Origin of the sequence: Chryseobacterium gleum (genome assembly GCF_900636535.1) — a bacterium.
GTDB lineage: Bacteria > Bacteroidota > Bacteroidia > Flavobacteriales > Weeksellaceae > Chryseobacterium > Chryseobacterium gleum.
This window is the reverse complement of sequence record NZ_LR134289.1, coordinates 935,130-959,806: the sequence shown is the minus strand read 5'-3', so window position 1 is coordinate 959,806 and position 24,677 is coordinate 935,130. Positions and strand designations below refer to the sequence as shown.

General features: G+C 36.5%; 29 protein-coding genes, 1 other RNA gene and 1 pseudogene. 27 read left to right on the top strand and 4 right to left on the bottom strand.

What is annotated here, in order from left to right:
* The first annotated feature begins 53 nt into the window (after nucleotides 1-53).
* The 4 genes from EL165_RS04430 to EL165_RS04415 all read left to right on the top strand — a co-directional run bounded on the left by EL165_RS04430 (nucleotide 54) and on the right by EL165_RS04415 (nucleotide 1,780).
* Nucleotides 54-566 (top strand): DUF421 domain-containing protein, encoded by a 513-nt coding sequence (locus EL165_RS04430; protein ID WP_002979185.1) that lies wholly within the window; start codon nucleotides 54-56, stop codon nucleotides 564-566.
* A gap of 4 nt (nucleotides 567-570) precedes the next feature.
* Nucleotides 571-1,062: a GNAT family N-acetyltransferase gene (locus tag EL165_RS04425; protein WP_002979187.1), complete on the top strand. Its 492-nt coding sequence runs from the start codon at nucleotides 571-573 to the stop codon at nucleotides 1,060-1,062.
* 199 nt (nucleotides 1,063-1,261) lie between these two features.
* On the top strand, nucleotides 1,262-1,447 hold the full coding sequence (locus EL165_RS04420; protein ID WP_002979188.1) for a hypothetical protein: 186 nt from the start codon (nucleotides 1,262-1,264) through the stop codon (nucleotides 1,445-1,447).
* 108 nt (nucleotides 1,448-1,555) lie between these two features.
* On the top strand, nucleotides 1,556-1,780 hold the full coding sequence (locus EL165_RS04415; RefSeq protein ID WP_041461754.1) for a hypothetical protein: 225 nt from the start codon (nucleotides 1,556-1,558) through the stop codon (nucleotides 1,778-1,780).
* 40 nt (nucleotides 1,781-1,820) lie between these two features.
* On the opposite strand, the gene EL165_RS04410 is transcribed toward EL165_RS04415, so the two are convergent.
* Entirely contained in the window at nucleotides 1,821-2,135 is a 315-nt protein-coding gene (locus tag EL165_RS04410) for a DUF4286 family protein (protein ID WP_041461755.1), read from the bottom strand.
* A 149-nt stretch (nucleotides 2,136-2,284) separates the two neighbouring features.
* Between EL165_RS04410 and gyrA the strand changes: the two are divergent.
* The 6 genes and pseudogenes from gyrA (at nucleotide 2,285) to EL165_RS04380 (ending at nucleotide 9,397) form a co-directional block, all read left to right on the top strand.
* Nucleotides 2,285-4,881 (top strand): annotated as a pseudogene (gyrA, locus tag EL165_RS04405) (DNA gyrase subunit A).
* Nucleotides 4,882-4,909: 28 nt separating this feature from the next.
* Entirely contained in the window at nucleotides 4,910-5,944 is a 1,035-nt protein-coding gene (locus EL165_RS04400; protein ID WP_002979195.1) for a tetratricopeptide repeat protein, read from the top strand.
* 334 nt (nucleotides 5,945-6,278) lie between these two features.
* A complete protein-coding gene (locus EL165_RS04395; RefSeq protein ID WP_002979196.1) occupies nucleotides 6,279-7,115 on the top strand; it encodes a 1,4-dihydroxy-2-naphthoyl-CoA synthase in 837 nt (278 codons plus the stop codon).
* Between the two features lie 74 nt (nucleotides 7,116-7,189).
* A complete protein-coding gene (gene menA, locus EL165_RS04390) occupies nucleotides 7,190-8,119 on the top strand; it encodes a 1,4-dihydroxy-2-naphthoate octaprenyltransferase (protein WP_002979198.1) in 930 nt (309 codons plus the stop codon).
* A 16-nt stretch (nucleotides 8,120-8,135) separates the two neighbouring features.
* Nucleotides 8,136-8,582 carry an SRPBCC family protein gene (locus EL165_RS04385; protein ID WP_002979200.1) on the top strand — a complete coding sequence of 149 codons (447 nt, stop codon included), beginning with the start codon at nucleotides 8,136-8,138 and terminating at the stop codon, nucleotides 8,580-8,582.
* 128 nt (nucleotides 8,583-8,710) lie between these two features.
* Complete coding sequence (locus EL165_RS04380) at nucleotides 8,711-9,397, top strand: metal-dependent hydrolase (RefSeq protein ID WP_002979202.1); 687 nt, start codon at nucleotides 8,711-8,713, stop codon at nucleotides 9,395-9,397.
* Nucleotides 9,398-9,513: 116 nt separating this feature from the next.
* On the opposite strand, the gene ffs is transcribed toward EL165_RS04380, so the two are convergent.
* An RNA gene (gene ffs, locus EL165_RS04375) (signal recognition particle sRNA small type) lies at nucleotides 9,514-9,611 on the bottom strand.
* Nucleotides 9,612-9,741: 130 nt separating this feature from the next.
* Between ffs and EL165_RS04370 the strand changes: the two genes are divergently transcribed.
* The 15 genes from EL165_RS04370 (at nucleotide 9,742) to EL165_RS04300 (ending at nucleotide 22,006) form a co-directional block, all read left to right on the top strand.
* Entirely contained in the window at nucleotides 9,742-10,344 is a 603-nt protein-coding gene (locus tag EL165_RS04370) for a DUF4199 domain-containing protein (protein WP_002979206.1), read from the top strand.
* A 16-nt stretch (nucleotides 10,345-10,360) separates the two neighbouring features.
* Nucleotides 10,361-11,311, top strand: a complete 951-nt coding sequence (locus tag EL165_RS04365) for a glycosyltransferase family 2 protein (RefSeq protein WP_002979208.1) — start codon at nucleotides 10,361-10,363, stop codon at nucleotides 11,309-11,311.
* A complete protein-coding gene (locus EL165_RS04360; protein ID WP_002979210.1) occupies nucleotides 11,311-11,703 on the top strand; it encodes a hypothetical protein in 393 nt (130 codons plus the stop codon). The genes EL165_RS04365 and EL165_RS04360 overlap by 1 nt, the downstream gene beginning before the upstream one ends.
* A gap of 207 nt (nucleotides 11,704-11,910) precedes the next feature.
* A complete protein-coding gene (locus EL165_RS04355; protein ID WP_002979212.1) occupies nucleotides 11,911-12,204 on the top strand; it encodes a hypothetical protein in 294 nt (97 codons plus the stop codon).
* A 189-nt stretch (nucleotides 12,205-12,393) separates the two neighbouring features.
* Nucleotides 12,394-13,095 (top strand): GIN domain-containing protein, encoded by a 702-nt coding sequence (locus EL165_RS04350; protein WP_002979217.1) that lies wholly within the window; start codon nucleotides 12,394-12,396, stop codon nucleotides 13,093-13,095.
* A 54-nt stretch (nucleotides 13,096-13,149) separates the two neighbouring features.
* Nucleotides 13,150-14,865 carry a phospho-sugar mutase gene (locus EL165_RS04345; protein WP_002979219.1) on the top strand — a complete coding sequence of 572 codons (1,716 nt, stop codon included), beginning with the start codon at nucleotides 13,150-13,152 and terminating at the stop codon, nucleotides 14,863-14,865.
* Nucleotides 14,866-14,881: 16 nt separating this feature from the next.
* Nucleotides 14,882-15,793 (top strand): hypothetical protein, encoded by a 912-nt coding sequence (locus EL165_RS04340; protein ID WP_002979221.1) that lies wholly within the window; start codon nucleotides 14,882-14,884, stop codon nucleotides 15,791-15,793.
* Nucleotides 15,794-15,815: 22 nt separating this feature from the next.
* Nucleotides 15,816-17,069: a pyridoxal phosphate-dependent aminotransferase gene (locus tag EL165_RS04335; RefSeq protein WP_002979223.1), complete on the top strand. Its 1,254-nt coding sequence runs from the start codon at nucleotides 15,816-15,818 to the stop codon at nucleotides 17,067-17,069.
* A 110-nt stretch (nucleotides 17,070-17,179) separates the two neighbouring features.
* Nucleotides 17,180-17,770 (top strand): hypothetical protein, encoded by a 591-nt coding sequence (locus EL165_RS04330; protein ID WP_002979225.1) that lies wholly within the window; start codon nucleotides 17,180-17,182, stop codon nucleotides 17,768-17,770.
* Nucleotides 17,771-17,884: 114 nt separating this feature from the next.
* A complete protein-coding gene (locus EL165_RS04325) occupies nucleotides 17,885-18,871 on the top strand; it encodes a phosphatase PAP2 family protein (RefSeq protein WP_002979228.1) in 987 nt (328 codons plus the stop codon).
* Between the two features lie 141 nt (nucleotides 18,872-19,012).
* A complete protein-coding gene (gene kdsB, locus EL165_RS04320) occupies nucleotides 19,013-19,735 on the top strand; it encodes a 3-deoxy-manno-octulosonate cytidylyltransferase (protein WP_002979230.1) in 723 nt (240 codons plus the stop codon).
* Between the two features lie 97 nt (nucleotides 19,736-19,832).
* A complete protein-coding gene (locus tag EL165_RS04315) occupies nucleotides 19,833-20,495 on the top strand; it encodes a hypothetical protein (protein ID WP_002979231.1) in 663 nt (220 codons plus the stop codon).
* 33 nt (nucleotides 20,496-20,528) lie between these two features.
* Nucleotides 20,529-21,104 carry a glutathione peroxidase gene (locus tag EL165_RS04310; RefSeq protein WP_002979233.1) on the top strand — a complete coding sequence of 192 codons (576 nt, stop codon included), beginning with the start codon at nucleotides 20,529-20,531 and terminating at the stop codon, nucleotides 21,102-21,104.
* Between the two features lie 10 nt (nucleotides 21,105-21,114).
* A complete protein-coding gene (locus EL165_RS04305; RefSeq protein ID WP_002979234.1) occupies nucleotides 21,115-21,546 on the top strand; it encodes an ADP-ribosylglycohydrolase family protein in 432 nt (143 codons plus the stop codon).
* The gene (locus EL165_RS04300) at nucleotides 21,497-22,006 is read left to right on the top strand and encodes an ADP-ribosylglycohydrolase family protein (RefSeq protein ID WP_002979236.1); all 510 of its coding nucleotides are present in this window, start codon (nucleotides 21,497-21,499) and stop codon (nucleotides 22,004-22,006) included. The genes EL165_RS04305 and EL165_RS04300 overlap by 50 nt, the downstream gene beginning before the upstream one ends.
* Nucleotides 22,007-22,010: 4 nt before the next feature.
* Here EL165_RS04300 and EL165_RS04295 read toward each other — a convergent pair whose 3' ends face one another.
* Nucleotides 22,011-22,667 carry an NAD(P)H-binding protein gene (locus tag EL165_RS04295; protein ID WP_002979237.1) on the bottom strand — a complete coding sequence of 219 codons (657 nt, stop codon included), beginning with the start codon at nucleotides 22,665-22,667 and terminating at the stop codon, nucleotides 22,011-22,013.
* A 106-nt stretch (nucleotides 22,668-22,773) separates the two neighbouring features.
* Between EL165_RS04295 and EL165_RS04290 the strand changes: the two genes are divergently transcribed.
* Nucleotides 22,774-23,127: an MmcQ/YjbR family DNA-binding protein gene (locus EL165_RS04290; protein ID WP_002979239.1), complete on the top strand. Its 354-nt coding sequence runs from the start codon at nucleotides 22,774-22,776 to the stop codon at nucleotides 23,125-23,127.
* Between the two features lie 81 nt (nucleotides 23,128-23,208).
* Nucleotides 23,209-23,700, top strand: coding sequence for a hypothetical protein (locus tag EL165_RS04285; protein ID WP_041461475.1), 492 nt, complete (start codon nucleotides 23,209-23,211; stop codon nucleotides 23,698-23,700).
* A gap of 36 nt (nucleotides 23,701-23,736) precedes the next feature.
* Here the strand turns inward: EL165_RS04285 and EL165_RS04280 are convergent, their stop codons facing one another.
* On the bottom strand, nucleotides 23,737-24,657 hold the full coding sequence (locus EL165_RS04280) for a bifunctional riboflavin kinase/FAD synthetase (protein WP_002979244.1): 921 nt from the start codon (nucleotides 24,655-24,657) through the stop codon (nucleotides 23,737-23,739).
* Nucleotides 24,658-24,677: the final 20 nt, after the last annotated feature.

Here is a 24,677-nt window from a genome sequence, read left to right as displayed (position 1 = left end):
AATTATTTTTTGCAAATCACAAAAATCAATACATTTGAGTAGATAAAAAAATTGTGGATCCTATTCTTAACGTTGCTGTCCGTTCCCTCTGCGTTTACCTTTTCATGGTAATTGCCATCCGTTTATTTGGTAAAAATCAGCTTTCCCAGCTCAATGCAGGTGATGTAGTACTCTTACTGCTGATTTCAAATGCCGTTCAGAATGCGATGGTAGGGCCTGATACTTCTTTGCAGGGTGGCATTGTTGCGGCATTGGTTTTGTTTGTTGCTAATTTTATTCTAAAAAGGATAATGTTTTCCAGCCGTTCCTTTCAGACCTTGATGGAAGATGAACCTGTGGTCCTTATCAGGGATGGAGTAACAGACCAGGCTGCTCTGAACCGCGTTAAAATAACAGAAAGCGAACTTGAAGAGGCAATAAGGGAGCATGGCATTGAAAATATAGATGATGTAAAGCTGTCTGTACTGGAAGTAGACGGCAATATCAGTGTTGTTTCTCAGGACGAAAAAAGCAAACAGACCCACTATTCAAGAATTAAAAGAAAAATTAAAAGAAAATATCACTAAAACGATGAATTACGAATTAAGAGAAATGCTTCCCACTGATGAAGCCAGGGTTCTGGAAATTTTCCGCCAGGGAATAGACGGTGGAATTTCCACTTTTGAGACAGAAGTTCCAACTGCTGAAGCCTGGAGCATGGGATATTTTAACGACTGCCGCTGGGTGTTGGAAAATGAAAATAATGAAGTTGTGGGATGGTGCGCCTTAAAACCCGTCAGCAAAAGAGAGTGTTACAAGGGAGTTGCAGAAGTTAGCATTTATTTTGATAACGAATACCAGGGAAAAGGATTGGGTTCCGTGTTGCTTAAAAAGTTGATTTTAGACAGTGAAGATCATGGATTCTGGACATTACAGACCAATATCTTCTCTGAAAATGAAACTTCTATTAAATTTCATCAGAAAAACGGTTTCAGAATGGTAGGTATCCGAAAAAAAATCGGAAAGCTCAATGGAGAATGGAAAGATGTTATTCTGATGGAAAAAAGAAGTGAAATCATTTAGAATTATAAATTATAATTGATGAATGATGAATGATGATTTTGTCGATAAGCAAAACTAATCTCCATAACAAATTCATTATGGACTTGCGAAGCAAAATTGACCATTGATCAAAAGGCAGTATATTCCAACCTTCAACTCTGAATTTTAAATTTTTGGCATTACCATTGTTATATTAACTCAAATTTGAAAAAGTGGAATAATGAAAAGTATCATTAAAATTACAGGAGCTGTTATTATATTAGCGATGATGACATCGTGTGTCGCTTATGACAATGGATATGGATATCAGACCAAGAGACTTCCTCCGGGCCAGGCTAAAAAAATCTACGGTGGAAGCGCAAAAGATTATGCTCCGGGACAAGTGAAAAAAAGATATGGTCACTAATCAGCAATAAAAATTAACAGTTGATTTTTATCTGCATCATGTTGATTTAAATACTTTTTGGCATTATCATTGATATATTTCGCTATCGAAATTGAAAAAGTGAAAATAATGAAAAGTATGTTTAAAATCGCAGGAGCAGCTGTGGTAGCATTGTTGTTGTCCTCTTGTGTGGTACATGAGCATCATGGAAGAAGAATGCCGCCAGGTCATGCAAAAAGGTATTATGGCGGAAGTGCGAGGTACTACGCACCAGGCCAGGTAAAGAAAGTGTATATTTATGACGATCGCGGACATGGACATCACAAAGGTCACGGTCATGGACATCACAGATAAAAAGAAAGCACTGAATTTTTTCAGTGCTTTTTTATGATTATTATAATCTTGTTTTTTTCGGATTAAGGAAAGTATTAAAAACCATCACTTCCTGCCCGAACTTTTTCTCAATCCTTTCGGAAATATTCAAAAGTTCACTTTTAATAAAATCTTCACGAAGATCGTTATTATCAAAAATTAGCAGGAGATTATAATTTTTTCCTTCCTCAATAAAGTCGCTGTGCACTTCAGAAAGAATATATTTGCTTACATCCATCAGGTTTTCAGTCATTAAAACCAATGTTTCATCAATATAATTTTCCCATTCTTCTAGCCTGTCTTTTGTACAGTGGAAAGTTATACTTAATACGCTCATATTTTTATGAATTTTTAAGATTTTTTGGATAAATTCTACAGCAAAAATCGGCATTTTTTTCGTAAATTAGCCCGTTAATAAAAATTGGAAATAAATAATTTTCGGACTTACAGCTAAGGGTCTGAATATCATTACAATAAAATTTGTTTATGCAAAAAGAAGGAGAAAGACTGATTCCTATCAACATTGTTGATGAAATGAAGTCGTCTTATATCGATTATTCGATGTCGGTTATCGTTTCCAGAGCGCTACCGGATGTAAGAGACGGCTTGAAACCCGTTCACAGAAGAGTACTTTACGGTATGTATGGACTAGGGGTGTTTTCTAATAGAAAATATTTAAAATCTGCGAGAATTGTTGGGGATGTTTTGGGTAAATACCACCCGCATGGAGATTCCTCTGTATACGATGCTATGGTAAGAATGGCTCAGGACTGGAGCTTACGTTATCCTCAGGTAGACGGGCAGGGTAACTTCGGTTCTATGGATGGTGACCCTCCTGCAGCAATGCGTTATACTGAGGCAAGACTGAAAAAAATCTCTGATGAGGTTCTTTCAGACCTGGACAAAGAAACGGTTGATTTTCAGAATAACTTTGACGACAGCTTACAGGAGCCGACAGTGATGCCGACAAAAATTCCGAACCTTTTGGTAAACGGTACTTCAGGTATTGCAGTAGGGATGGCAACCAACATGGCGCCGCACAACCTTTCAGAATCTGTAGATGCAATCTGCGCTTATATCGATAATAAAGAAATTACGATCGATGAATTAATGCAGCACATCATTGCTCCGGATTTTCCTACAGGAGGTATCATTTATGGTTACGATGGAGTAAGGGATGCTTTCCATACAGGAAGAGGTAGAGTAGTTTTAAGAGCTAAAGTTAACTTTGACGAAATCGGAAACAGAAACGCTATTATCGTTACTGAAATCCCTTATCAGGTGAACAAAGCTGAAATGATTGCCAGAACAGCAGAGCTTGTTAAGGACGAAAAAATTCCTGGTATTCACGAAATCAGAGACGAATCGGACAGAAAAGGACTTCGTATTGTTTACGAACTGAAAAACGATGCAATTCCGAATGTTGTCCTTAACCTATTATATAAATATACGGCACTTCAGACTTCTTTCAGTGTAAATAATATTGCATTGGTACACGGAAGACCGGAGCAGCTGAACCTTAAAGATATCATTCATCACTTTGTAGAGCACAGACATGAGGTCATCGTAAGAAGAACTCAGTTTGAGCTTAAAAAAGCAAAAGAAAGAGCACATATCCTTGAAGGATTCATGAAAGTGATCGGAACTCAGGATGCTTTAGACAGAGCGATTTCTATTATCCGTCACAGTGCGAATCCTCAGGCTGCAAAAGAAGGATTGATTGAAGCTTTTGAACTTTCTGATATTCAGGCACAGGCAATCCTTGATCTTAGATTAGCTCGTCTTACAGGAATGGAGCTTGATAAGATCCGTGATGAATACGATGCGATCATGAAAGAAATCGCGAATTTGGAAGACATCTTAGCGAACGAGCCAAGAAGATTCCAGATCATCAAAGAAGAATTGCTTGAGATCAAAGAAAAATACGGAGACGAAAGAAGAACTGAAATAGATTACTCAGGAGGAGAAATGTCTATCGAAGATATTATCCCGAACGAATCTGTAGTTCTTACTATTTCTCACGCAGGATACATCAAGAGAACTTCGCTTTCAGAATATAAAATCCAAAGTAGAGGAGGTGTGGGTAATAAAGCAGCAACAACAAGGGATTCTGACTTCCTTGAATATATCGTTTCTGCAACCAACCACCAGTATATGCTGTTCTTTACTGAAAAAGGAAGATGTTACTGGTTAAGAGTATTTGAAATTCCTGAAGGCTCCAAAACGGCAAAAGGAAGAGCAGTACAAAACCTTATCAACATTGAACCGGATGATAAGATCAAAGCATACATCAGAACCAACAACCTTAAGGATTCTGAATACGTAAATCAAATGAGCGTTGTGATGGTAACCAAAAACGGAACCATTAAGAAAACATCATTAGAAGCTTATTCAAGACCAAGAGTAAACGGGGTAAATGCTATTGAGATCAGAGATAATGACCAGCTATTAGGAGCTTACCTGACAAACGGAAATTCTCAGATCATGATCGCTACCAAAAATGGTAAATGTATCCGTTTCCCTGAAGAAAAAGTAGAGAAGTGGGTAGAGGATCTATCGGGGTAAGAGGAATCTTGCTTGAAGATGGTGATGAAGCTATTGGTATGATTGTTGTGAACGATGTAGAGAACGAAACAGTACTTGTGGTATCTGAAAAAGGATACGGTAAGAGAACTGCGGTAGAAGACTACAGAATTACCAACAGAGGAGGAAAAGGAGTTATTACCCTGAACATTACTGAAAAAACAGGTAATCTGATTGCTATTCAAAACGTAACAGACGAAGATGGATTGATGATTATCAACAAATCCGGTGTTGCCATCAGAATGGGAATGGATGAGATGAGAGTAATGGGTAGAAATACTCAGGGAGTAAAACTGATCAACCTTAAGAAAAATGACGAAATTGCAGCCATTGCAAAAGTAGAAATGGATAAAGATGTAGAGGAAGATTCTGAAGAACTTGAAGAAACAGAAGAAGGAGTTGTAGGATCGCTATTTGATAACCAGGAAGACAATACAGCACCTCAGGCTGAAAATGAAAACTCAGCAGAGGAAAATGAGAATTCTGATTCTGAAGAATAAATTGTACAATTAATATAAAATAGTTATTATGAAGAAACTAATTTTAGGAATGGCTATCGTAGCGTCTGCTTTTGCTTTTGGGCAGAAAAAAGATGCCAACGCTCTGAACGCTCAGCTTCAGGAAACCAATAAGGCCGCTATGGATGCATATAATGCAAAAAATTATGCAGCTGCAGCACCTAAGTTTATTGAAGTTTATGACTTATTGAAAGCTAACGGACAGGACAACAAAATATATATGTATTATGCGGGATTGAGCCACGCGTTAGCCAATAACAGTGAACAGTCTATCAAAATATATACAGATCTTGTTAATTCCGGATTTACAGGAGTAGAAACTACTTACACTGCAAAAGAAAAGAAAACAGGACAGGTTGTAAACCTTGATAAAGCGACGTGGGAGCTGATGAAGAAAAATTCAGACTATACTGATTTCAAAACAGAACAGACAAAAAGTATCGAACCTGATTTATATGAAACCCTTGCTTCATTACTTCTTAATGCAAAAAAACCGGAAGCTCTTGCTGTTATCGAAAAAGGATTGGCAAAATTCCCTAATAATGCAAAGCTTAAAGAAGCTCAGACTACAGCATACCTTCAGTCAGGAAATACAGACAAATTCGTTTCAGGATTGAAAGAGCAGTTAGCTAAAAACCCTAATGATGCTACGAACTGGTACAACCTTGGAGTAATGCAGGCTAAAAACCCGGCTACAGTTAATGACGCTTTGGAAGCCTTCAAAAAAGCAGTTGAGCTTAAACCTGACTTTTCTGATGCATATCAGAACTTAGTTTATACTACGATCGGTGACGATGCTAAAGTAGTTGCAGATATCAATGCCTTAAGAAAGGATAAGCCGGATGAAGCTTCTAAACTGATAGATGCAAGAAGAGAAAGATTTGCTAAAGCTTTACCGTATGCTGAAGGATGGTACAAAGTTGCTCCAAAAAGTCTTGATGCAGTAACTACGCTAAAAGAAATTTATGTAGTCACTAAAAACATGGATAAAGTTAAAGAAATGAAAGCTAAAGAAGCTGAACTTTCAGCTGCTGGAGCAAAATAATCATTTTGATAACAACAGATATAAAAACCGGAACAGAAATGTTCCGGTTTTTTATTTTAAACAGAAAGTGCTGACTGATGTTCTTATCCGGATTTTATATTTCATGTAGGAGCTATTAGATCTGTTATAATTTTGAATTAAAATCTATAAACCTAACAGGTTTCAAAAACCTGTTAGGTTTAATTTGTTACCAGCCCTTCTATACAGTTTCTGCTGAAAATTCTTCATACCGGATTCACACATTCAAAATTTCTGTTTTTTGTAGTGATGAACCTCAAATTTCACCTTCAGAAATTCTCTGTAATTCCGTATCTTTGAGAAAAATTTTTATAAGATGATCGAGTGGAAAACCGCCAAGGAATACGAAGATATTACCTATAAAAAATGTAACGGAGTAGCAAGAATTGCTTTCAACAGACCTGAGGTGCGTAATGCTTTCAGACCTAAAACAACTTCGGAATTATACGATGCTTTTTATGATGCCTATGAAGATCCTTCAATAGGAGTTGTATTGCTTTCAGGAGAAGGACCAAGTCCTAAAGACGGAGGATGGGCATTTTGTAGCGGAGGAGATCAGAAAGCCAGAGGACACCAGGGATATGTAGGAGAAGACGGAAGACACCGTTTGAATATCCTTGAAGTTCAGCGTCTGATCCGTTTTATGCCAAAGGTTGTTATTGCAGTGGTTCCGGGATGGGCAGTTGGTGGAGGACACTCGCTTCATGTTGTATGTGATCTGACTTTGGCAAGTGAAGAGCATGCTATTTTCAAACAAACAGATGCTGATGTTACAAGTTTTGATGGTGGATATGGTTCCGCTTATCTTGCTAAAATGGTTGGACAGAAAAAAGCCCGTGAGATTTTCTTTTTAGGTAGAAATTATTCCGCTCAGGAAGCTTTCGAAATGGGAATGGTGAACAAAGTAGTTCCTCATGCAGAATTAGAAGATACAGCTTACGAATGGGCTCAGGAAATATTGGCAAAATCTCCAACTTCTATCAGAATGCTGAAATTTGCCATGAACCTTACAGATGACGGTATGGTAGGGCAGCAGGTGTTTGCCGGAGAAGCTACCCGTCTGGCCTATATGACAGAAGAAGCTAAAGAAGGAAGAAATGCATTCCTTGAAAAAAGAAAGCCTAACTTCGGAGAAGATCAATGGATATCATAACATTAGTGATGAGTAATAAGTAATGAGCAATATTTTTCATTACTTATTACCCATTGCTTATTACTTATAAATTTATGACACATTGGATAAAAGCCGCAAGGCTAAGGACTTTGCCGCTTTCTTTAAGCGGAATTATTATGGGAGCTTTCATTGCAAAATGGAGACTTTACGGAGAAGGCGGGACCTGGGACTGGAAGATTTTTGCCCTTGCCCTTTTGGTAACGCTTTTATACCAGATTTTATCAAATTATGCCAATGATTATGGTGATGGAGTAAAAGGAACCGACGCCAAAAGAATCAATGAAGCTGAAGCAAGAGCAGTAGCCTCAGGGAAAATTACGGCAAAACAGATGAAAAATGCAGTAATTCTTTTCGCAGCATTATCATTCATTGCAACCATTGCTTTGCTGTATGTAGCTTTCATTCCGGATTATATGAATGAATTCTATATCTTCATAGGATTGGGAGTAGCAAGTATTCTGGCAGCCATCGGATATACAGTAGGTAAAAAGCCTTACGGATATATGGGGTTGGGAGATATCTTTGTGTTTATCTTCTTTGGATTGGTTTCTGTGTGCGGAAGTTATTTTCTCTTTACAAAAACTTTCAGCTGGGACATGCTATTGCCGGGAACAGCTGTTGGAATGATGAGTATGGCGGTTCTTAACCTGAATAATATGAGAGATATTGAAAGCGACAGATTATCAGGAAAAAACAGCTTTGCTTTGAAAATAGGATTCAAAAATGCCATGATTTATGAAATGGTACTGTTACAGCTTCCATTGTTGCTTATTCTTACATTTTTAGGAATAAATGGATTCATGCAGGAACAGAACTACTATGTCTTCATTGTAATGATCCTGTTATTCCCATTATCAAAACTGAGAAGAAAGATTTTGTCGGTAAAAGAGCCGAAAGAATTAGATCAATATTTAAAGCAGGTAGGGATCATGACTTTTGTAATGGCAATCCTTACAGCAGCCGGACTTAATTTATTTCACTAATCCAAAATAGTATATTATGAGTTCTAATGCATATGTTGAAGCCCAAATGCTCATCCGAAAGCCGGTTGAAGATGTTTTTGAAGCATTTATCAATCCGGAAGTGACCACTAATTTCTGGTTTACAAAATCTACCGGAAGATTAGAAGAAGGGAAAACGGTGATCTGGGAATGGGAAATGTACGGCGTAAAAAACGTTGTAAACGTTCATCAGATTATTCCTAACCAGCTGATCAGAACAGAATGGGGAGAACCTTCGACAAATGTAGATTATGAATTCAGAATTATGGAAAAAGGAACTCTTGTTATCATTAAAAGCTATGGGTTCAGCCAGACAGGTGAAGACCTGCTGAAAGTGATTAATGACAATACAGGAGGTTTTACAACAGTATTAGACGGTTGTAAAGCTTATCTGGAGCATAGAATAAAACTTAATCTGATTGAGGATAAGTTCCCATCGAAATAATAAAATTAAACAAACACTGATGGCACGAATGCTTTCACGAATATCACAGCTCTTATTGTGCTGTTTGTGAAATTATTTGAGTCATTTATGTTTAATAATATTTAATAATAATTGAAACTAAATTTAAAATGAAAATACAATTCTTAGGGCAAAATTGTTTCCTGTTCACATACAAGGACAAAACAATTCTGAGCGACCCTTTTTACAACTACAAAAAAGCAGAATCAGGTTTTGACATTGCTGCTCAAAAAATCGACTACATTCTGCTGACTCATGCACACGGCGATCATATCGCTGATGTAGCGGAAGTGTTGCAGCATTATCCGGAAGCTACCATCATTGGAGTTCCTGAAGTATGCGGTTACTTCCAGCAGGCAAAAAATAAAGATGATGTGAACTTAGGAGGATCGGCAAAAATCGACGATCTTAAAATTTCCATGGTTCCGGCTCATCATACAAGTTCTTTCCCGGATGGAAGCTATGGAGGCGTTCCTGTAGGGTATATCTTCAGATTGCCTGAAGGTAAGAATATCTATTTGGCCGGTGATACAGGAGTAATGGCGGATATGGAGCTGTTTCCAAGATTATATGGAAACCTTGATCTTTCTATCCTTCCCATCGGAAGCCACTACACAATGTGCCCGAGAAAAGCGTCTTTTGCAGCAGCAGAGCTTTTAAAGACACCAAAAGTAATCGGATGTCACTTTGATACTTTCCCTGCTATTGAAATCAATCATGAAAGTGCATTAAAGCATTTTGCAGATAAAAATGTAGAACTGGTTTTACCAAAATTAGGAGAGACGTTCGAATTTTAATCAATAACGGAACCGGGGGTAATCTGAAAATTAGAAAATGAAAACGATGCGTAAGGTATTAAAAACAAAAAAAGATAATTATCAAATTACCTCTCTTCTTACTTTAAACCAAAAAAAAATGGCAAGCTACCTAAATCACACCGCTACGACCGATTACCTTTGCTGCGTTCCCACCCTGGAGGATTCTCAGGAGCTGGTTGTTTAGGACTTGCCGTTGCAAAGGTAGGAATATTTTATAAACTTCAAAACTTTATTAGAGAAAATTAGTTGAAAAAATGCAGTGGTAAAGCTAATTGCCTGACATTTAGAGGGAAAATTTTTCAACTTTTTCTAAAAATTTAAATATGACGAAAAGTCCATCAACACTAGGAATTATACTTTTTATCGCTACAATGATTGTTTTCTTTGTAGTATATACTTTTTTCTCAGGAATCAATTATTTTGATATCTCTTTGAAAGCCAACGCTTTTCTTTTGCCTGTTCTGTATGCAGGAGCGGCTTTCTGGTCTGTAAAATCTTACTGGAACAAGCATAGAGTAGTAAAATTCAAAGAAGCTTTCAAAAGAGCATTCGTACCAATGTTTATCGGAGGAATTCTTTCCATCTTCAGCATTTATGCTTTTTTAAACTTTGTAGATCCTGCTGCCAAAAGCCTTCTGAACTATCAATATGTTCAAAGACAAAAATCAGAACTGGATACAGAATATACCTCTGCAAGAAAAATTCTGAAGCACCAGAAGGATATTGATGAGCTGGATCAGAAATACAAGGAAAGATTACAAAGCTTCACTCCTGAAGCAGTTAAAGGAAAAGATATGCTTACTGCGAGTCATTTTTCAGGATATTTTGCAGCAATTCTTATATTTTACGTAGTTTTGTCGGTGTTTTTCGGAGCGTTTTTCAGAACAAGAACAATACATCAGCCCGAAGAAACAAATCAAGCCTAATTTTTATTAAAATTAAATGAATTTATCTATAGTTATTCCGTTACTGAACGAAGAAGACTCTCTGGAAGAGCTTTTTTCAAGAATCGATAAAGTATGCACAACCAGTAATTTATCTTATGAAATCTGGTTTGTAGACGATGGAAGTACGGATTTGTCGTGGAGTATTATTGAGAATATGAAAGTACAGCATCCTCAGATCCACGCAATTAAATTTTCCAGAAATTATGGAAAATCCCAGGCGCTTCATGCTGCCTTTGAAAGAACAAACGGTGAGGTAGTGATTACCATGGATGCCGATTTACAGGATTTCCCTGAAGAAATTCCGGAACTGTATAATATGGTGATCAATGATAATTATGATATCGTTTCCGGCTGGAAAAAGAAGCGTTTTGACAATGTAATGACAAAAAATATTCCTTCAAAACTATTCAATGCTGCAGCAAGAAAAGTATCAGGAGTTTATCTTCACGATTTCAATTGCGGTCTGAAAGCCTATAAAAGACAGGTTGTAAAATCTGTTGATGTATATGGGGATATGCACCGCTATATTCCGGTATTGGCTGCCAATGCGGGTTTCAGAAGAATTACTGAAAAAGAAGTGAAGCATCAGGCAAGACCTTACGGAACTTCGAAATTCGGAACGGAAAGATTTATCAGAGGATTTCTGGATTTGATAACCCTTTGGTTTGTAAGCCGTTTCGGGGGAAGACCAATGCATTTCTTCGGAGCAGTAGGAACTTTAATGTTTATTGTCGGTTTCCTCTCTGCACTTTGGCTGGGAATTTCTAAACTGATTGATGTCGCCAGAGGAATTTATGGACATTTAATCACCAATAATCCATGGTTCTATATTGCCTTAACAATGATGATCATGGGAACACTTCTCTTTATCGCAGGATTCTTAGGAGAAATGATTATCAGAACCAACCGTGAGCATAAGAATTATAATATTGATGAAGTGATATAATGGAAGAAAAACTGCCGAGAATTTATTCTAAAAAAGCCATTTTAGGATTTTCTATTTTTCTTTCCTCTCTTTTCGGAGGAGTTTTATTATACCAAAATTTAATAGAGGTTAATAAAAAGAAAGAAGCATACACGGTGTTGGCAATTTCTGTTATATTAACGATTATCACAGGAATTATTGTCAATATCCCAGAAGAACCTAAAAGTTCACTTGCTTATATTTGCGGCTTTGGAGGGGGAAGTTTGCTCTCCTATTATTTTATGCCGAAATATTTTCCGGATGAAGAAAAGTATCCGAAAAAAGCGATATGGAAACCCTTGATTATTGGGGTTGCGATTGTTGCAATCCTTTTGACTTTAATGATTTATGGTGCTTCTGTTGAAAATAGCTAACCATAGAAAAGTTATAATAGATTATCAATTCTTATAGATTTAAGAATATAATATAATGAAGAGCACTCTGTCAACAGGGTGCTTTTTTTGTTATTTTATAAACAATTTTAACTTAAATGTTTCAACCCAAATCAATTCTTTATTATTTTCTATTATTTCTGACAATTTCATGTTCATCCAAAAAGCTCTCTGGTTCCTGGGAATTTATTGACATTTTACGATGGAGAGATCAATCGGGTAGATACACTGAAAAACAAAACAAACAATTCAAGGTACGGAACTGGAATCCTCTCCTTTTATCAGGATGAAACATTCACTTCAATGGGGAACAATGGAACTTATCAGATAGAAAACAACTTGTTGAAAATGAAATATAATGATGATGAAAAGACAATTCCGATGGAAATTTCCTACATAAGCAAAGAACATCTGCTCTTATTTTCAATGGCTGGAAGTCCGAAAACCTGGTTTTATAAAAAAGTAAAGAAGAATAGCAAATAAGTCTCTTCCTGAGAAGCAGAAAATTGAAAATTATCAGGTATTTTATTGTCAAAAGACAAAGATTTTTAGAAATTTTAATCCTATTTTTGTTCGAAGTAATTATTGAAGGTCCTGTGAAAGGCATGAAAAACCTTTCCGAGATTTTCAGTAAAATCGTTGCGATTGTAATATGAATATTTAAAAATAAATATGAAAAAAGTTGTATACACATTAATGCTGGCGGCACTGGTTTCCTGCGGAAAAGTTTCTCCAAAAGGAAATATTGAGAAGAAAGATGTGGATGTACCGGAATTCGTCAATCTTGATCTGGAAGGAAAGTTCCGTGTATTTTATGCCAGAGGGTCTAAAAATTTTGTGGAAATAGAAACCTACCCGAATGTAGCGAACAATCTGGATGTGGATGTAGAAGACAAAACGCTTTTCATTAAAGAAAAAAGAGGGACAAAGGGAGTCGATTTTTATAATGTAACAATCTATTCAAAATATAATCTTGAAAAAGTAGCGGTTTCAGACTCTGTGGAAATGAATATTTCAAGCGAGATTAAGACCGACAATTTCAGGCTTGCTATGAAGAATAATGCCAGCTTTATGGGATCTGTAAATACCAGAAGGGCAGAAGTGGAAATGCAGAACAGAAGCCGTGCTAATTTTTTAGGATTAACAAAAGACGCGGCTATAAAAATCTCAGATACAGCGAGTTTAATTGCTCCTTACTGGAAGATTACCAATCTGAATATCGATTCTAAAAACGGAAATTATGCAGAAGTAAATGTAAAAGATTCTTTAAAAGGACATATTCAGAACACGGCAAAATTTGTCTATTATAACGATCCGATCAGGGCATTTAAAATTGATAAAACGACGAAAGTCGAAAACAAAAAACTGGATTAAAAACAGTATTATTGAAACCAGGAACTTTACAACTATAAAGAACAACATATAAGTATGAATACACTAGAAAAAGCGAAACTTTGGTTAAGTGATACCTTCGATAAAGAAACGAGAGACGCTGTACAATTACTGATTGACAGCAATTCCCCTGATCTGGAAGATTCTTTCTACAGAGAACTGGAATTCGGGACAGGAGGAATGCGCGGGATAATGGGAGTAGGAACCAACCGCTTGAATAAATATACATTAGGTCAGGCTACACAGGGATTGGCAAACTATATGCTGCAGCAGTTTAAGGGAGAGGAAATTAAAGTGGCCATCGCTTATGATGTTCGTAATAACTCAAAAGAATTCGGAAAGCTGGTGGCAGATGTTTTAACAGCCAACGGAATTAAAGTATTGCTTTTCAAAGACCACAGACCGACACCGGAATTGTCTTTTACTGTTCGTGATAAAAAATGCAACGGAGGAATTGTATTGACAGCCTCTCATAATCCGCCGGAATATAACGGTTACAAAGTATACTGGAACGACGGAGCACAGATTGTTCCACCTAATGATGAAGCCATTATCAAGGAAGTATATTCTGTAAAATTTGAAGAAATTAAATTTGACGGAAATGATGATCTGATCGAATGGATCGGAGAGGAGCAGGACGATGTATATATCGATGCATGCATTGAAAACTCTACCTATCAGAATGTTGGAAAAGAAAACTTAAATATTGTTTTCACATCTATCCACGGAACAACCTACACAACCGTTCCTAAAGCTCTTGCAAAAGCAGGATTCAAAAAAGTGGATCTTGTTAAAGAACAGATGATCCCAAGCGGAAATTTCCCGACAGTAGATTCTCCAAACCCGGAAGAACCTGCGGCGCTTGAAATGGCCCTGGATCTGGCGAGAATCACCAATGCTGACATTGTGATCGGAACAGACCCGGATGGGGACAGATTAGGGATTGCAGTAAGAAATCTTGATGGCGAAATGCAACTTTTGAACGGTAATCAAACCAATACAATCCTTACTTATTATATCCTGAATGAATGGAGAAAGCAGGAAAGAATTACAGGAAAAGAATTTATAGGTTCTACGATTGTAACCTCGGATATTTTCTTTGACATAGCACAAAAATTCGGAGTTGAATGTAAAGTAGGGCTTACCGGATTCAAATGGATCGGGAAAATGATCCGTGAAGCAGAAGGAAAGCAGAAATTTGTGTGTGGTGGAGAGGAAAGTTTCGGATTTATGACCGGAGATTTTGTTCGTGACAAAGATTCTTGTGGAAGTATCCTTTTAGCATGTGAAATTGCAGCATGGTGTAAAGCCAACGGAAGAACAATGTACCAGTACATGATCGAGATTTACGAAGATCTTGGAATGTATTACGAAGGATTGATCAATATTGTAAGAAAAGGAAAAGAAGGCGCTGAAGAGATTCAGAATATGATGAAAAACTTCCGTGAAAATCCTCCAAAAGAATTGGCAGGATCACCGGTAGAAGTAGTTAAGGATTTCAAGGAACAGACAAGTCTTACCATTTCTACCAACGAGAAAAAAGTAATGAATGATATTCCTGCATCCAATGTATTGATCTATTACACACAGGATGGAACAAAAGTATGTGTGAGGCCATCAGGAACAGAACCAAAAATCAAGTTCTATGTTTCTGTGAAGGATTCCATTACTTCAGAAGCGGATTTCAGAGATAAATTAAAATCATTGGAAGCTAAAATCGGAGCCGTTAAAACAGATTTGAAACTGGATTAATTTCCCGAAACAGCAGATGATTAAAAAAATAATAGCAGTTTGCTTACTCTCTGCAGCCGTAGTTTCCTGTAAAAAGGAAGCTGCAGCTGCAGGAATAAAGCAGAAGAACGATTCAATTGCCCGGACTGAGCCTAAAGAAGATCAGTATAAACCGATAGATACGGCCTGTTCACCTGCCGGTAAAACGGAGGATTATATCAAATCTCTTCAATGGTACCGGACAAAAATCGAAAAAGAAATGACAGGAAGCAATCCGGAACAGAATGACAGAGTATATGAAGATTATTTAAAAATAAGAGATAAGTATACAGAATGTCTGATGAATTTGCATGCTGATATTTTGGATAAATATGTGAATTATTATGATCCTGATAAAGATCGGTACAACTTTCCGGACCATATTAAAAAGATTGCTTCAGAACTGAAAAAAGCAGGTCTTGAATTCAGGGAAGTAGGAGAAGGGATGACTGAAATATGGACCGTTCCGGGATATTACTCTTCTTTGTTTAAGAATAAGGTAACGCCGGATTATGAAGCCTATATTTTGCAGAATGACAAAGAAAGTGAATCCAATTATGCCGCTGATGCAGGACTGATGATTTCCTGGGAACAGCTGGGAGACAGGCTGATATTCTGGGAGAATTTTATGAATAAATATCCGGAAAGTAAGCTTATAAAGGATGTAAAAACAGGTTATCAAATGTATTTGTCTGACTATCTTTTGGGAATGGAAAATACACCTACATTTGAACGAGATCTGGACAAAGAAACCGGAAAACTGTACGATGAAAACAGAGCAGAGTTCAACAGGATGATCAAAAAATATCCGAATTCCAATACGGCAAAAAAAGCAAAAGAAGCAATAGCCCTTTTTGATGCGCAAACACCGGTAGATCAAATATATGAGAAGATCAACAGAGAACGATAATATAAATTTTAAATAAAAAAAAGTGAAAGTTTCAAAATTAGCAGCGAACCTGATCGGTTCTGAAATTGTAAAAATTGGTAACGAAGTAAATGACTTAAAAGCAAAGGGAGCGGAAATTGCCAATCTTACTATTGGTGATCTGAATTCTAATATCTATCCTATTCCGGCATTGCTGAAGGAAGAGATTCAGAAAGCTTATCAGAATAATCTGACGAACTATCCTCCTGCAAACGGACTTTTATCTTTAAGAAAAGAAGTTTCCAAAGACCTTAAACAAAGATGGAACCTGGATTATTCTCCTGAAGATATTTTAATTACTGCAGGATCAAGACCTTTGATCTATGCTGTATACAAAACCATCGTTGATGAAGGAGATAAAGTAGTGTATCCTACACCGTCATGGAACAACAATCACTACGCTTACCTTACTTCGGCCAATGCTGTAGAAGTAAAAACAAGACCTGAAACCAATTTCCTTCCGACTGCTGATGACCTGAGACCTCACCTGGAAGGAGCTGTTTTATTAGCACTTTGCTCACCATTGAACCCTACCGGAACAATGTTTACAAAAGAACAGCTTTCAGAAATCTGCGAACTGGTAATCGCTGAAAACAACAAAAGAGGAGCCGATGAAAAACCGTTATACTTAATGTATGACCAGATCTATTCTTGCCTTACTTTTGGAGCACAGCATGTAGATCCTGTTTCTCTTTTCCCTGAAATGAAAGACTACACCATCTACATTGACGGTATTTCAAAATGCCTTGCAGCAACCGGAGTTCGTGTAGGATGGGGATTTGGTCCTTCTCATATTCTTGATAAAATGAAAGCGCTTCTTACGCACGTTGGAGCATGGGCACCAAAACCTGAGCAGGAAGCAACCGCTAAATTTTATGAAAATCCGGAGAACGTGAATACTTTCGTTAATGATTTTAAAGCTAAGCTTGAAGAAAGTTTAAAAGTTCTTCATAACGGAGTTCAGGATTTGAAAGCAAAAGGTCTTTCTGTAGACAGTATCGAGCCTATGGGAGCACTTTATCTTACCATTAAGCTTGATTATATCGGAAAAACAAAACCTGATGGAACTGTTATCGGAAACTCTTCAGACCTTGTATTCTACTTAATTAATGAAGCAGGTGTTGCTTTAGTGCCTTTCTCTGCTTTCGGGGAAGAAAAATCAGAACCTTGGTTCCGTGCTTCTGTAGGAGGATTGGCGGTAGATGAGATCAAAGTAATGCTTCCGAAACTGGAAAATGCTTTGAACAATTTAAAGTAACCTTCAGATAAATAAATGCTTCGACTCTGTCCGGCATGACATCGTTAAAACAAGAATCAGTATTAGCATTGTCATGTTGAACGGAGTCGAAGTGTTTCTATATAGAAACCATGAAACTTCCACGAAAATCTTTTATTGAGACAAAATATTTGTTTTTTTCAACACTGGCAATTATAGCAATAGTTATTGTAAGCGTATGGCTTGCAGGAAAAGCAAACCATCGTTCATTATTTCAAAATTCTATCTTATCAACCTCCATTTTGGCTGGAGGATTCTTTCTGTTCATCACCTTGGGATTATATTCTGGCTTGAAATTAAAAGATAACGTTGGAAATATTTTAAATAAAGAACGATTACAACGATATACCGATAAAACACCCCAATTTGAAGGTTTTGATATTGATCTTCCAGATGCAGGGGATGGAATTGGAGGAGCTATTCTTTCCATTCTTTTGTGGATTATATTTTCCATTCTACTCATCTTTCTTTCCTATTTTCTGGGCCTTTTCTTTTGGACAGCCATATTATTGTTAATTGCTATTTTGTATTGGGTATTTTTCAGAGCACTGCGGTTAGTTTTCAGAAATTCAGGGAAATGCAAAGGGAATTTATTAAAAAGCCTGGGATTCGGGCTGTTCTATTCTTTTCTATATATCGCCTGGATGTATGGAATTATTTTTCTGATTAAATATTTAAACTAATAGCATAAAAATTAAATAAATATTAAAAGTTTAATAAGCACTTTGTACAACACTCAACTAGGAGCTATCTTTGGGATTTTACACACCTAAATATAAAAGTTGAAAATTACAACGATGAAAAAACTGAGATTTCTACTCTTGCCAGTTTCAATACTGGTATGCTCACAAGAGGTTGATACATTGAAGATAAAAGAACTTCCAAAGGAATCTGAGTTGCCAAAAGTACAAACCTATACGTTAAAGGACGGATCTGTCAGAACCTATCCGAAACCGAAACTACTGGATTTTGTAACCAAATTACCCCGGAATTTTATCAATACCAATAAGGATTTCGTAGCCAAAGATCATGGTTATTATCTTGGAGGAGCAGTGGCTGCAACCCTTATTCTCTTACCTTTTGATCAAAAGCTTATTGACAATTCCAGAGAGCTGGGAGAAAGATGGGGAATGGATAAAGATAACAACTATCACAAAATTGGAGGTGTCTTTAAAATTCCTAAAGATATCGGTTCTACCTTATATCTGATAGGAAACGGTTCTACATTGGTGCTGATTGGTATTGGTTTCGGAACCTACGGTCTTATCAAAAATGATTACAGAGCACAGGCTACAGCCAGCGGTTTGATGGAAAGTTTAATTCTTTCCGGAGTTTTTACCCAAACCCTTAAAAGAATTACTGGGAGAGAAAGTCCTTTTATTGCTGAAATAAACGGGAATAAAGGAGGAGCATGGAATCCTTTCCCAAGCTTTTCAGAATTCAGTAAAAACACTTCGAATTATGATGCAATGCCTTCTGGACATTTAACAACCTTTATGGCTGGTATTACGGTGATTGCAGACAATTATCCGGATGCAAAGTGGATTAAGCCGGTAGGGTACACCTTAGCAGGAGCATTATGTTTTCAAATGATGCAGAGTAAAGTACACTGGGCTTCAGATTATCCTTTAGCCTTATTAATGGGATATTTTATCGGGAAAACAATCTCAAAAAGCAGATATACTTCATCAGAAGGAACGATAGGAAAAACAAAATATAATCTCAACTTTGTGGCATCTCGCCAATGGGAGTACAATATGGTAGGGGTAAAACTCTCTTTTTAAGCTGCTGAAATCTTTGTTTTATATAGTCAATAAGATACTTTTCACTACATTTGATCTCAATATAAAGGAAACATTACAGCATGATATATGCTGAAATGACAACCTGTTGAATTAAAGAGAATTACTTAATATTTTTACTGAATGAAAATAATCGCTGTTATTCCTGCCCGCTACGAAGCAAGCCGTTTTCCAGGAAAACTGATGCAGATTTTAGGAGAAAAAACCGTTATTACCACAACGTATCAGAATGTAGTGGAAACCGGACTGTTTGATGAAGTATTTGTCGCTACAGACTCTGAAATTATTTTTGACGAAATTCAAAAAAACGCTGGAAAGGCCGTAATGACAGGCCAGCATGAGACCGGAAGCGACCGTATTGCCGAAGCTGTACAGCATATAGACTGTGATATCGTGATCAATGTTCAGGGGGATGAGCCTTTCCTTAAATTAGAGCCTTTACAACAGCTGATAGAAGTTTTCAGACATGATGATCAACAGGAAATCTCTTTAGCTTCTTTAAAAATACAGCTGCATGAAAAAGAAGAAATAGAAAACCCGAATAACGTAAAAGTGATTACAGATAACAATGGTTTTGCTTTGTATTTCAGCCGTTCCGTAATTCCTTTTCACAGGGAAGTTTCTTATGATGTAAGCTATTTTAAACATATTGGAGTTTATGCTTTCAGAAAGAAAGCTTTGCTGCAGTTTTCAAAACTGGCTATGAAACCTTTGGAAATATCCGAAAAAATAGAATGTATCCGCTATCTTGAATACGGAATGAAAATCAAAATGATTGAAACCAATTTCATAGGAGTGGGCATAGATACCCCGGAAGATCTGGAAAAAGCCAGAAAACTGATTTAAAAATATTGAAGGCAAAAAAAGCAAATTATCAAACGCTCTTTTGCCTTTTTGTAATTTTACAGAAATCCCCCTATATTTGAATTTATAAATAAAATTAATGAAGAAGTTATTATTAGTATTTGGACTGATATTTTCGCATGTCGCATTTGCACAGACCGCAAAGGAAATTATTGACAAAAACATTGAATTATCCGGAGGGTTAACCAATTGGAAATTATTGAATTCGGTATTGCTTCAGGGAAAAGTAATTTTAGGAATCAAAGATGAATATCCGATAAAAATCTATCAGCAGCGTCCGAATCTTACTAAAACATTGATTACTACCGGTGGAAAAGAAACCGCAATTGAAGGCTATGACGGAACTAAAGGCTATGCAATGAATTATGCAGCCAATAAGCTTCAGGAATATCCAGAATATGTTCCGGAAAGTTTTGACAATGACTTCATTGATTGGGAAAACAAAGGCTTTGAGGCAAAATATCTTGGAAAAGAAAAAGTAGGAGAGATCTACTGCCATAAAGTTGAACTGACCAAGAATGTCAATAAGAACATGTATTATTTTGATACAAAGACCTATATGCTGATCAAAGAAGTGAAAAAAGATGAAACACTGGTGTATTCTGATTTTAAAAAAGTAGGAAATCTTATCATGCCATTCAGAATAGAATCATCAAGTGCCAAGAAAGACGGAGATTACGTAATGCTGCTCAACAAAATTGATATCAACAAAGTGTTTCCTACAAATATTTTTAAGTTTTAATCAACTGCGGTTCGCTGCACAAAATTATAAAAAATGAAAAAAATTTTTTTACTGCTGCTTTCATTCATCGCATTTCTGCAAAGCTGCACCAACCAAAAAACTGAAGTTTCTAAAGCTAAAACCAACGAACTTATGGGAAAAACAATATACGACTTCAAAGTAGAAAGTCTTGATGGTAAGGAAATCAATTTTGCTGATTTCAAAGGAAAGAAAATCCTGATTGTCAATACCGCTTCAGAGTGTGGATTTACCCCGCAGTATGCAGATCTTGAAAAAGTATACGAACAGTATAAAGATAAGCTGGTAGTAGTAGGTTTTCCTGCCAATAATTTCGGAGGACAGGAGCCTGGAACGAACACTGAAATCGGGGCTTTCTGCCAGAAAAACTATGGTGTAACATTTCCTATGGCTGCAAAAGTGTCTGTAAAAGGTGATGATACAGCTCCTATCTTTAAGTATTTAACAGAAAAAGAGTTAAACGGAGTAAAAAATACAAGCATCCTTTGGAACTTTACCAAATTCCTGGTGGATGAAAACGGGAAACTGATTGATTCTTTTGTAAGCACTACAAAGCCTACCGATGAAGCCATTACAAAGTATCTGAAATAAGAATTATTATATGGATTTTTTGGATCGGTTTGAAGCCTGTATTATAAGCGGAGCAATTGGAGATGCATGGGGAAGCAGCTATGAAAATGAAGTAGAAACCGATGATTCACATATTTATTATTTAGGAAAAAAGAATAAAAAGCGAAGAGTCTGGAGTATTACGGATGATACACAAATGACTTTGGCAACCTGCGAGGTTCTGTCTGACAGTTTTACTCCCGAAAATCTTATCAATAGATTTATAGAATATTACAGAAGTCGCAAATTAACAGGAATTGGCGCTTCTACACTTAAGGCAATTTTAGATACTGAAGCGGGTCTTCATTGGAGTCAGGCTGGACGAATTGGAGAGTTTGCCGCAGGAAACGGAGGAGCGATGAGAATTGCTCCTTTTGCTTTTTTTCTCAGATATTACAAGACAGAATGTTTACGAAGCATGTAAATTAACGCATAGAAATGATGAAGCGTTTTCTGGGGCTTTAGCTGTTTTTCTTTCTATAAAAGCAATCCTCAATTCTGATTGGAATGGAAAAAATAATCTTTTTGATATTATTATTCCAGAAATTCCTGATACAAATGTAAGAGACAGGTTAATCGAAATCAATTCAATTGGAAATAACTCTTCAATTTCAGAAATATCAAAATTGGGTAATAATGGCTATGTTGTTAATTCAGTTCCTTTTGCAATTTATTGCTCAACCAAAATTATTGATTTAGGTCTGAAAGAAATGTTGAAGCAAATTATCAGTACAGGAGGAGATACAGATACCAACGCTTCAATTGCCGGAACATTAATCGGAACTGAAAATATTCCTTATGAATTAATTTTAAAGCTTAGAAAATTACCCGATTACAAATGGATCAAGCAGGTTATTGATGCGACAAAACAGAGAATCAGTTAAAATATTATTGATTGCTTTTTTCCGCAAAACAGAAAATATTCCCCAATTTTATACTGGAATAACCATTACTTTTTATTTTCGAAGAATTAATCATAGCCTTTGCCAGAATATCCGTTGGCAGAGGTTTCTGACTTTCTAATAAACCCAATTTATTGGCAAATTTGATAATACGGCTTCCCAAAACTTCTCCGGTTCTTTCAGAATCTTTTCGCTCAAGCATTCCCGGTTTGAAAATAGTGATCTTATTAAAATGTAACTGTTTTACAGCTTCTTCAAGCTCACCTTTCATTTTGGAATAGAAAATTTTAGACTGCGGGTTCGCTCCGTAAGCTGATACGAGAATATAATCTTCCACATTGTTCTCTTTCGCTGCTTTTGCAAATTCATATTGATAATCAAAATCTACCTTTTTCTGGGCTTCCTTGCTTCCGGCATCCTTCAAAGTCGTTCCCAGACACGAAAAGGCAACATCCCCTTTTACCATATCTTTCCATTCTTCAGGCTTTTCAAAATTCACAACATGAACTTTAAGTTTATCATTGTGAATATCAACAGGTTTTCTGACGAAAATATCCACTTCATCAAATTCTTTATCATTGAGTAACTGATTCACCAGATCTTTTCCTGTGGCGCCTGTAGCACCTATTACCAGAGCTTTCATAATAATTGTGATTTTGTGAGATTATTTCTTTATTAAATTTACTAAATTTGAATTAAAGAGTAAAGAATTAATTTAATCATTACTTATCACTCATTACTCAATTAATATGGATGCCAACGAAATTTTAGATTACTGTCTTGCCAAAAAAGGAGTTACGGAAAGTTTTCCGTTTGATAACGAAACACTTGTAATGAAGGTAGATACCAAAATGTTTTTATTAATGGGCCTTGAAAAACAGCCGCTGGCGATCAATGTAAAAACAGATCCTGAATGGAGTGCAGAACTTCGTGAGCAGTATCCACAGATTACAGGGGCCTACCATATGAACAAAACCCACTGGAATTCTGTAACAGTGGACGGATTGAAAAGAGACCTGATCTTTAAACTTATTGACCAATCCTATGATCTGGTTTTTAAATCCCTGACTAAGAAAGCTCAGAATGAAGTCAATTCTTTATAGAAAATAAGAAAAAACAGGGTATGGTATTTGTTATCTTTCGATAGTGAAATATATATTAAATAGTAATAAAATAAATAACAAATGAGAAATTACCTTTTATTATTCGTAACAGCCGGAACGTTGATGCTGACAAGCTGTACCAAGCCGGTAAATAAAAACACTGATACAAAAACTGACTCTGCTGTATCAGCTACTGAAAAATCTCCCGGAACTCTTAAAATAGAATTTTCAGGGACAGATCAATTTACCATAAAAAGTGCCCTGCTCAAAGTCAGTTTATACGGAGTAGACGAAAAACTGGCTGACGCGCCTGCCACATTAATTACAGAACAGGAATATGAGCAGAAGTCGGTACCTTTCACCATCAATCTGCCTATACCGGAAGATGCCGAAAGCAAGATTAATCCAAAGCCTGCAGGCCCTGCAAAATACTATGTGGCGATAAGCTGGGATTCTGACGGCAATGGTAAAGCCGGTGAAAAAGGTGATATTGTTATTGACTATGACAAGCAGTTTCCGAATGTAAAACTGGATAATGAAACTCAGAAAATCTACTTAAAAGAATTGAAATAAATCAAAAGGCTATTCGGTGAGAATAGCCTTAACTTTTTAAAAATTGAATTCTTCTGTTATTTTCTTATCCTCATCCAGCCTTTCAATCAACTTGTCAAGACCTTCAAATTTGATTTCATCATGAAGAAAATCCCTGAAACTTACCGTAATCTTTTCATCATAAATATCCTCATCAAAATCAAGGATATAAACCTCCACAGTCAGTTTTTCTCCATTTACAGTCGGGTTGGTTCCAATGCTCAGCATTCCTTTATATTGGTTGCCCTTTACAAATACCTCTACAATATAAGCTCCTTTTTTAGGTAAAAGCTTGATAGATTCCGTATCAATATTAGCCGTTGGATATCCGATTGTTCTTCCGATTTTTTTGCCATGTACCACAGTTCCGGAAACAGAGTAGGAATATCCCAGCATTTCATTGGCTTCCTGAATATTGCCTGCTAAAAGTGCATTACGCACTTTTGTGGAACTGATGTTGTTTTCATGAATATTGATGGCCTCCATTTGTTCAACTTCAAAACCAAGTTCTTTTGACAATTTTTGAAGGAGCTCAAAATTTCCGCTTTTGTTTTTTCCGAAAGAATGATCGTAGCCTATAATAAGATATTTTACATTAAGCTTATCAACTAAAATCTGACGTACAAATTCTTCTCCGGTCAGATTTCTGAATTCTTCATCAAATTCTTTCAGGAACAGATTATCAATGCCATATTTCTCCACAAGCTGTTTCTTTTCCTCCAGGGTATTCAGAAGCTTTAAATCTTCATTCGGATTAAAAACAAACCTTGGGTGCGGCCAGAAAGTGAGGATAGCAGTTTCCAGATTGTTTTCTGTACCTATTTGAGTCAGTTCATCGATAATACTTTTGTGTCCGAGATGTACCCCGTCAAACATTCCTAAAGATAATGCTAAAGGCTTCTGTGAGGAATAATCTGTAAAATTCTTGAAAACTTTCAAAACGGAAAAATTTTGATTGC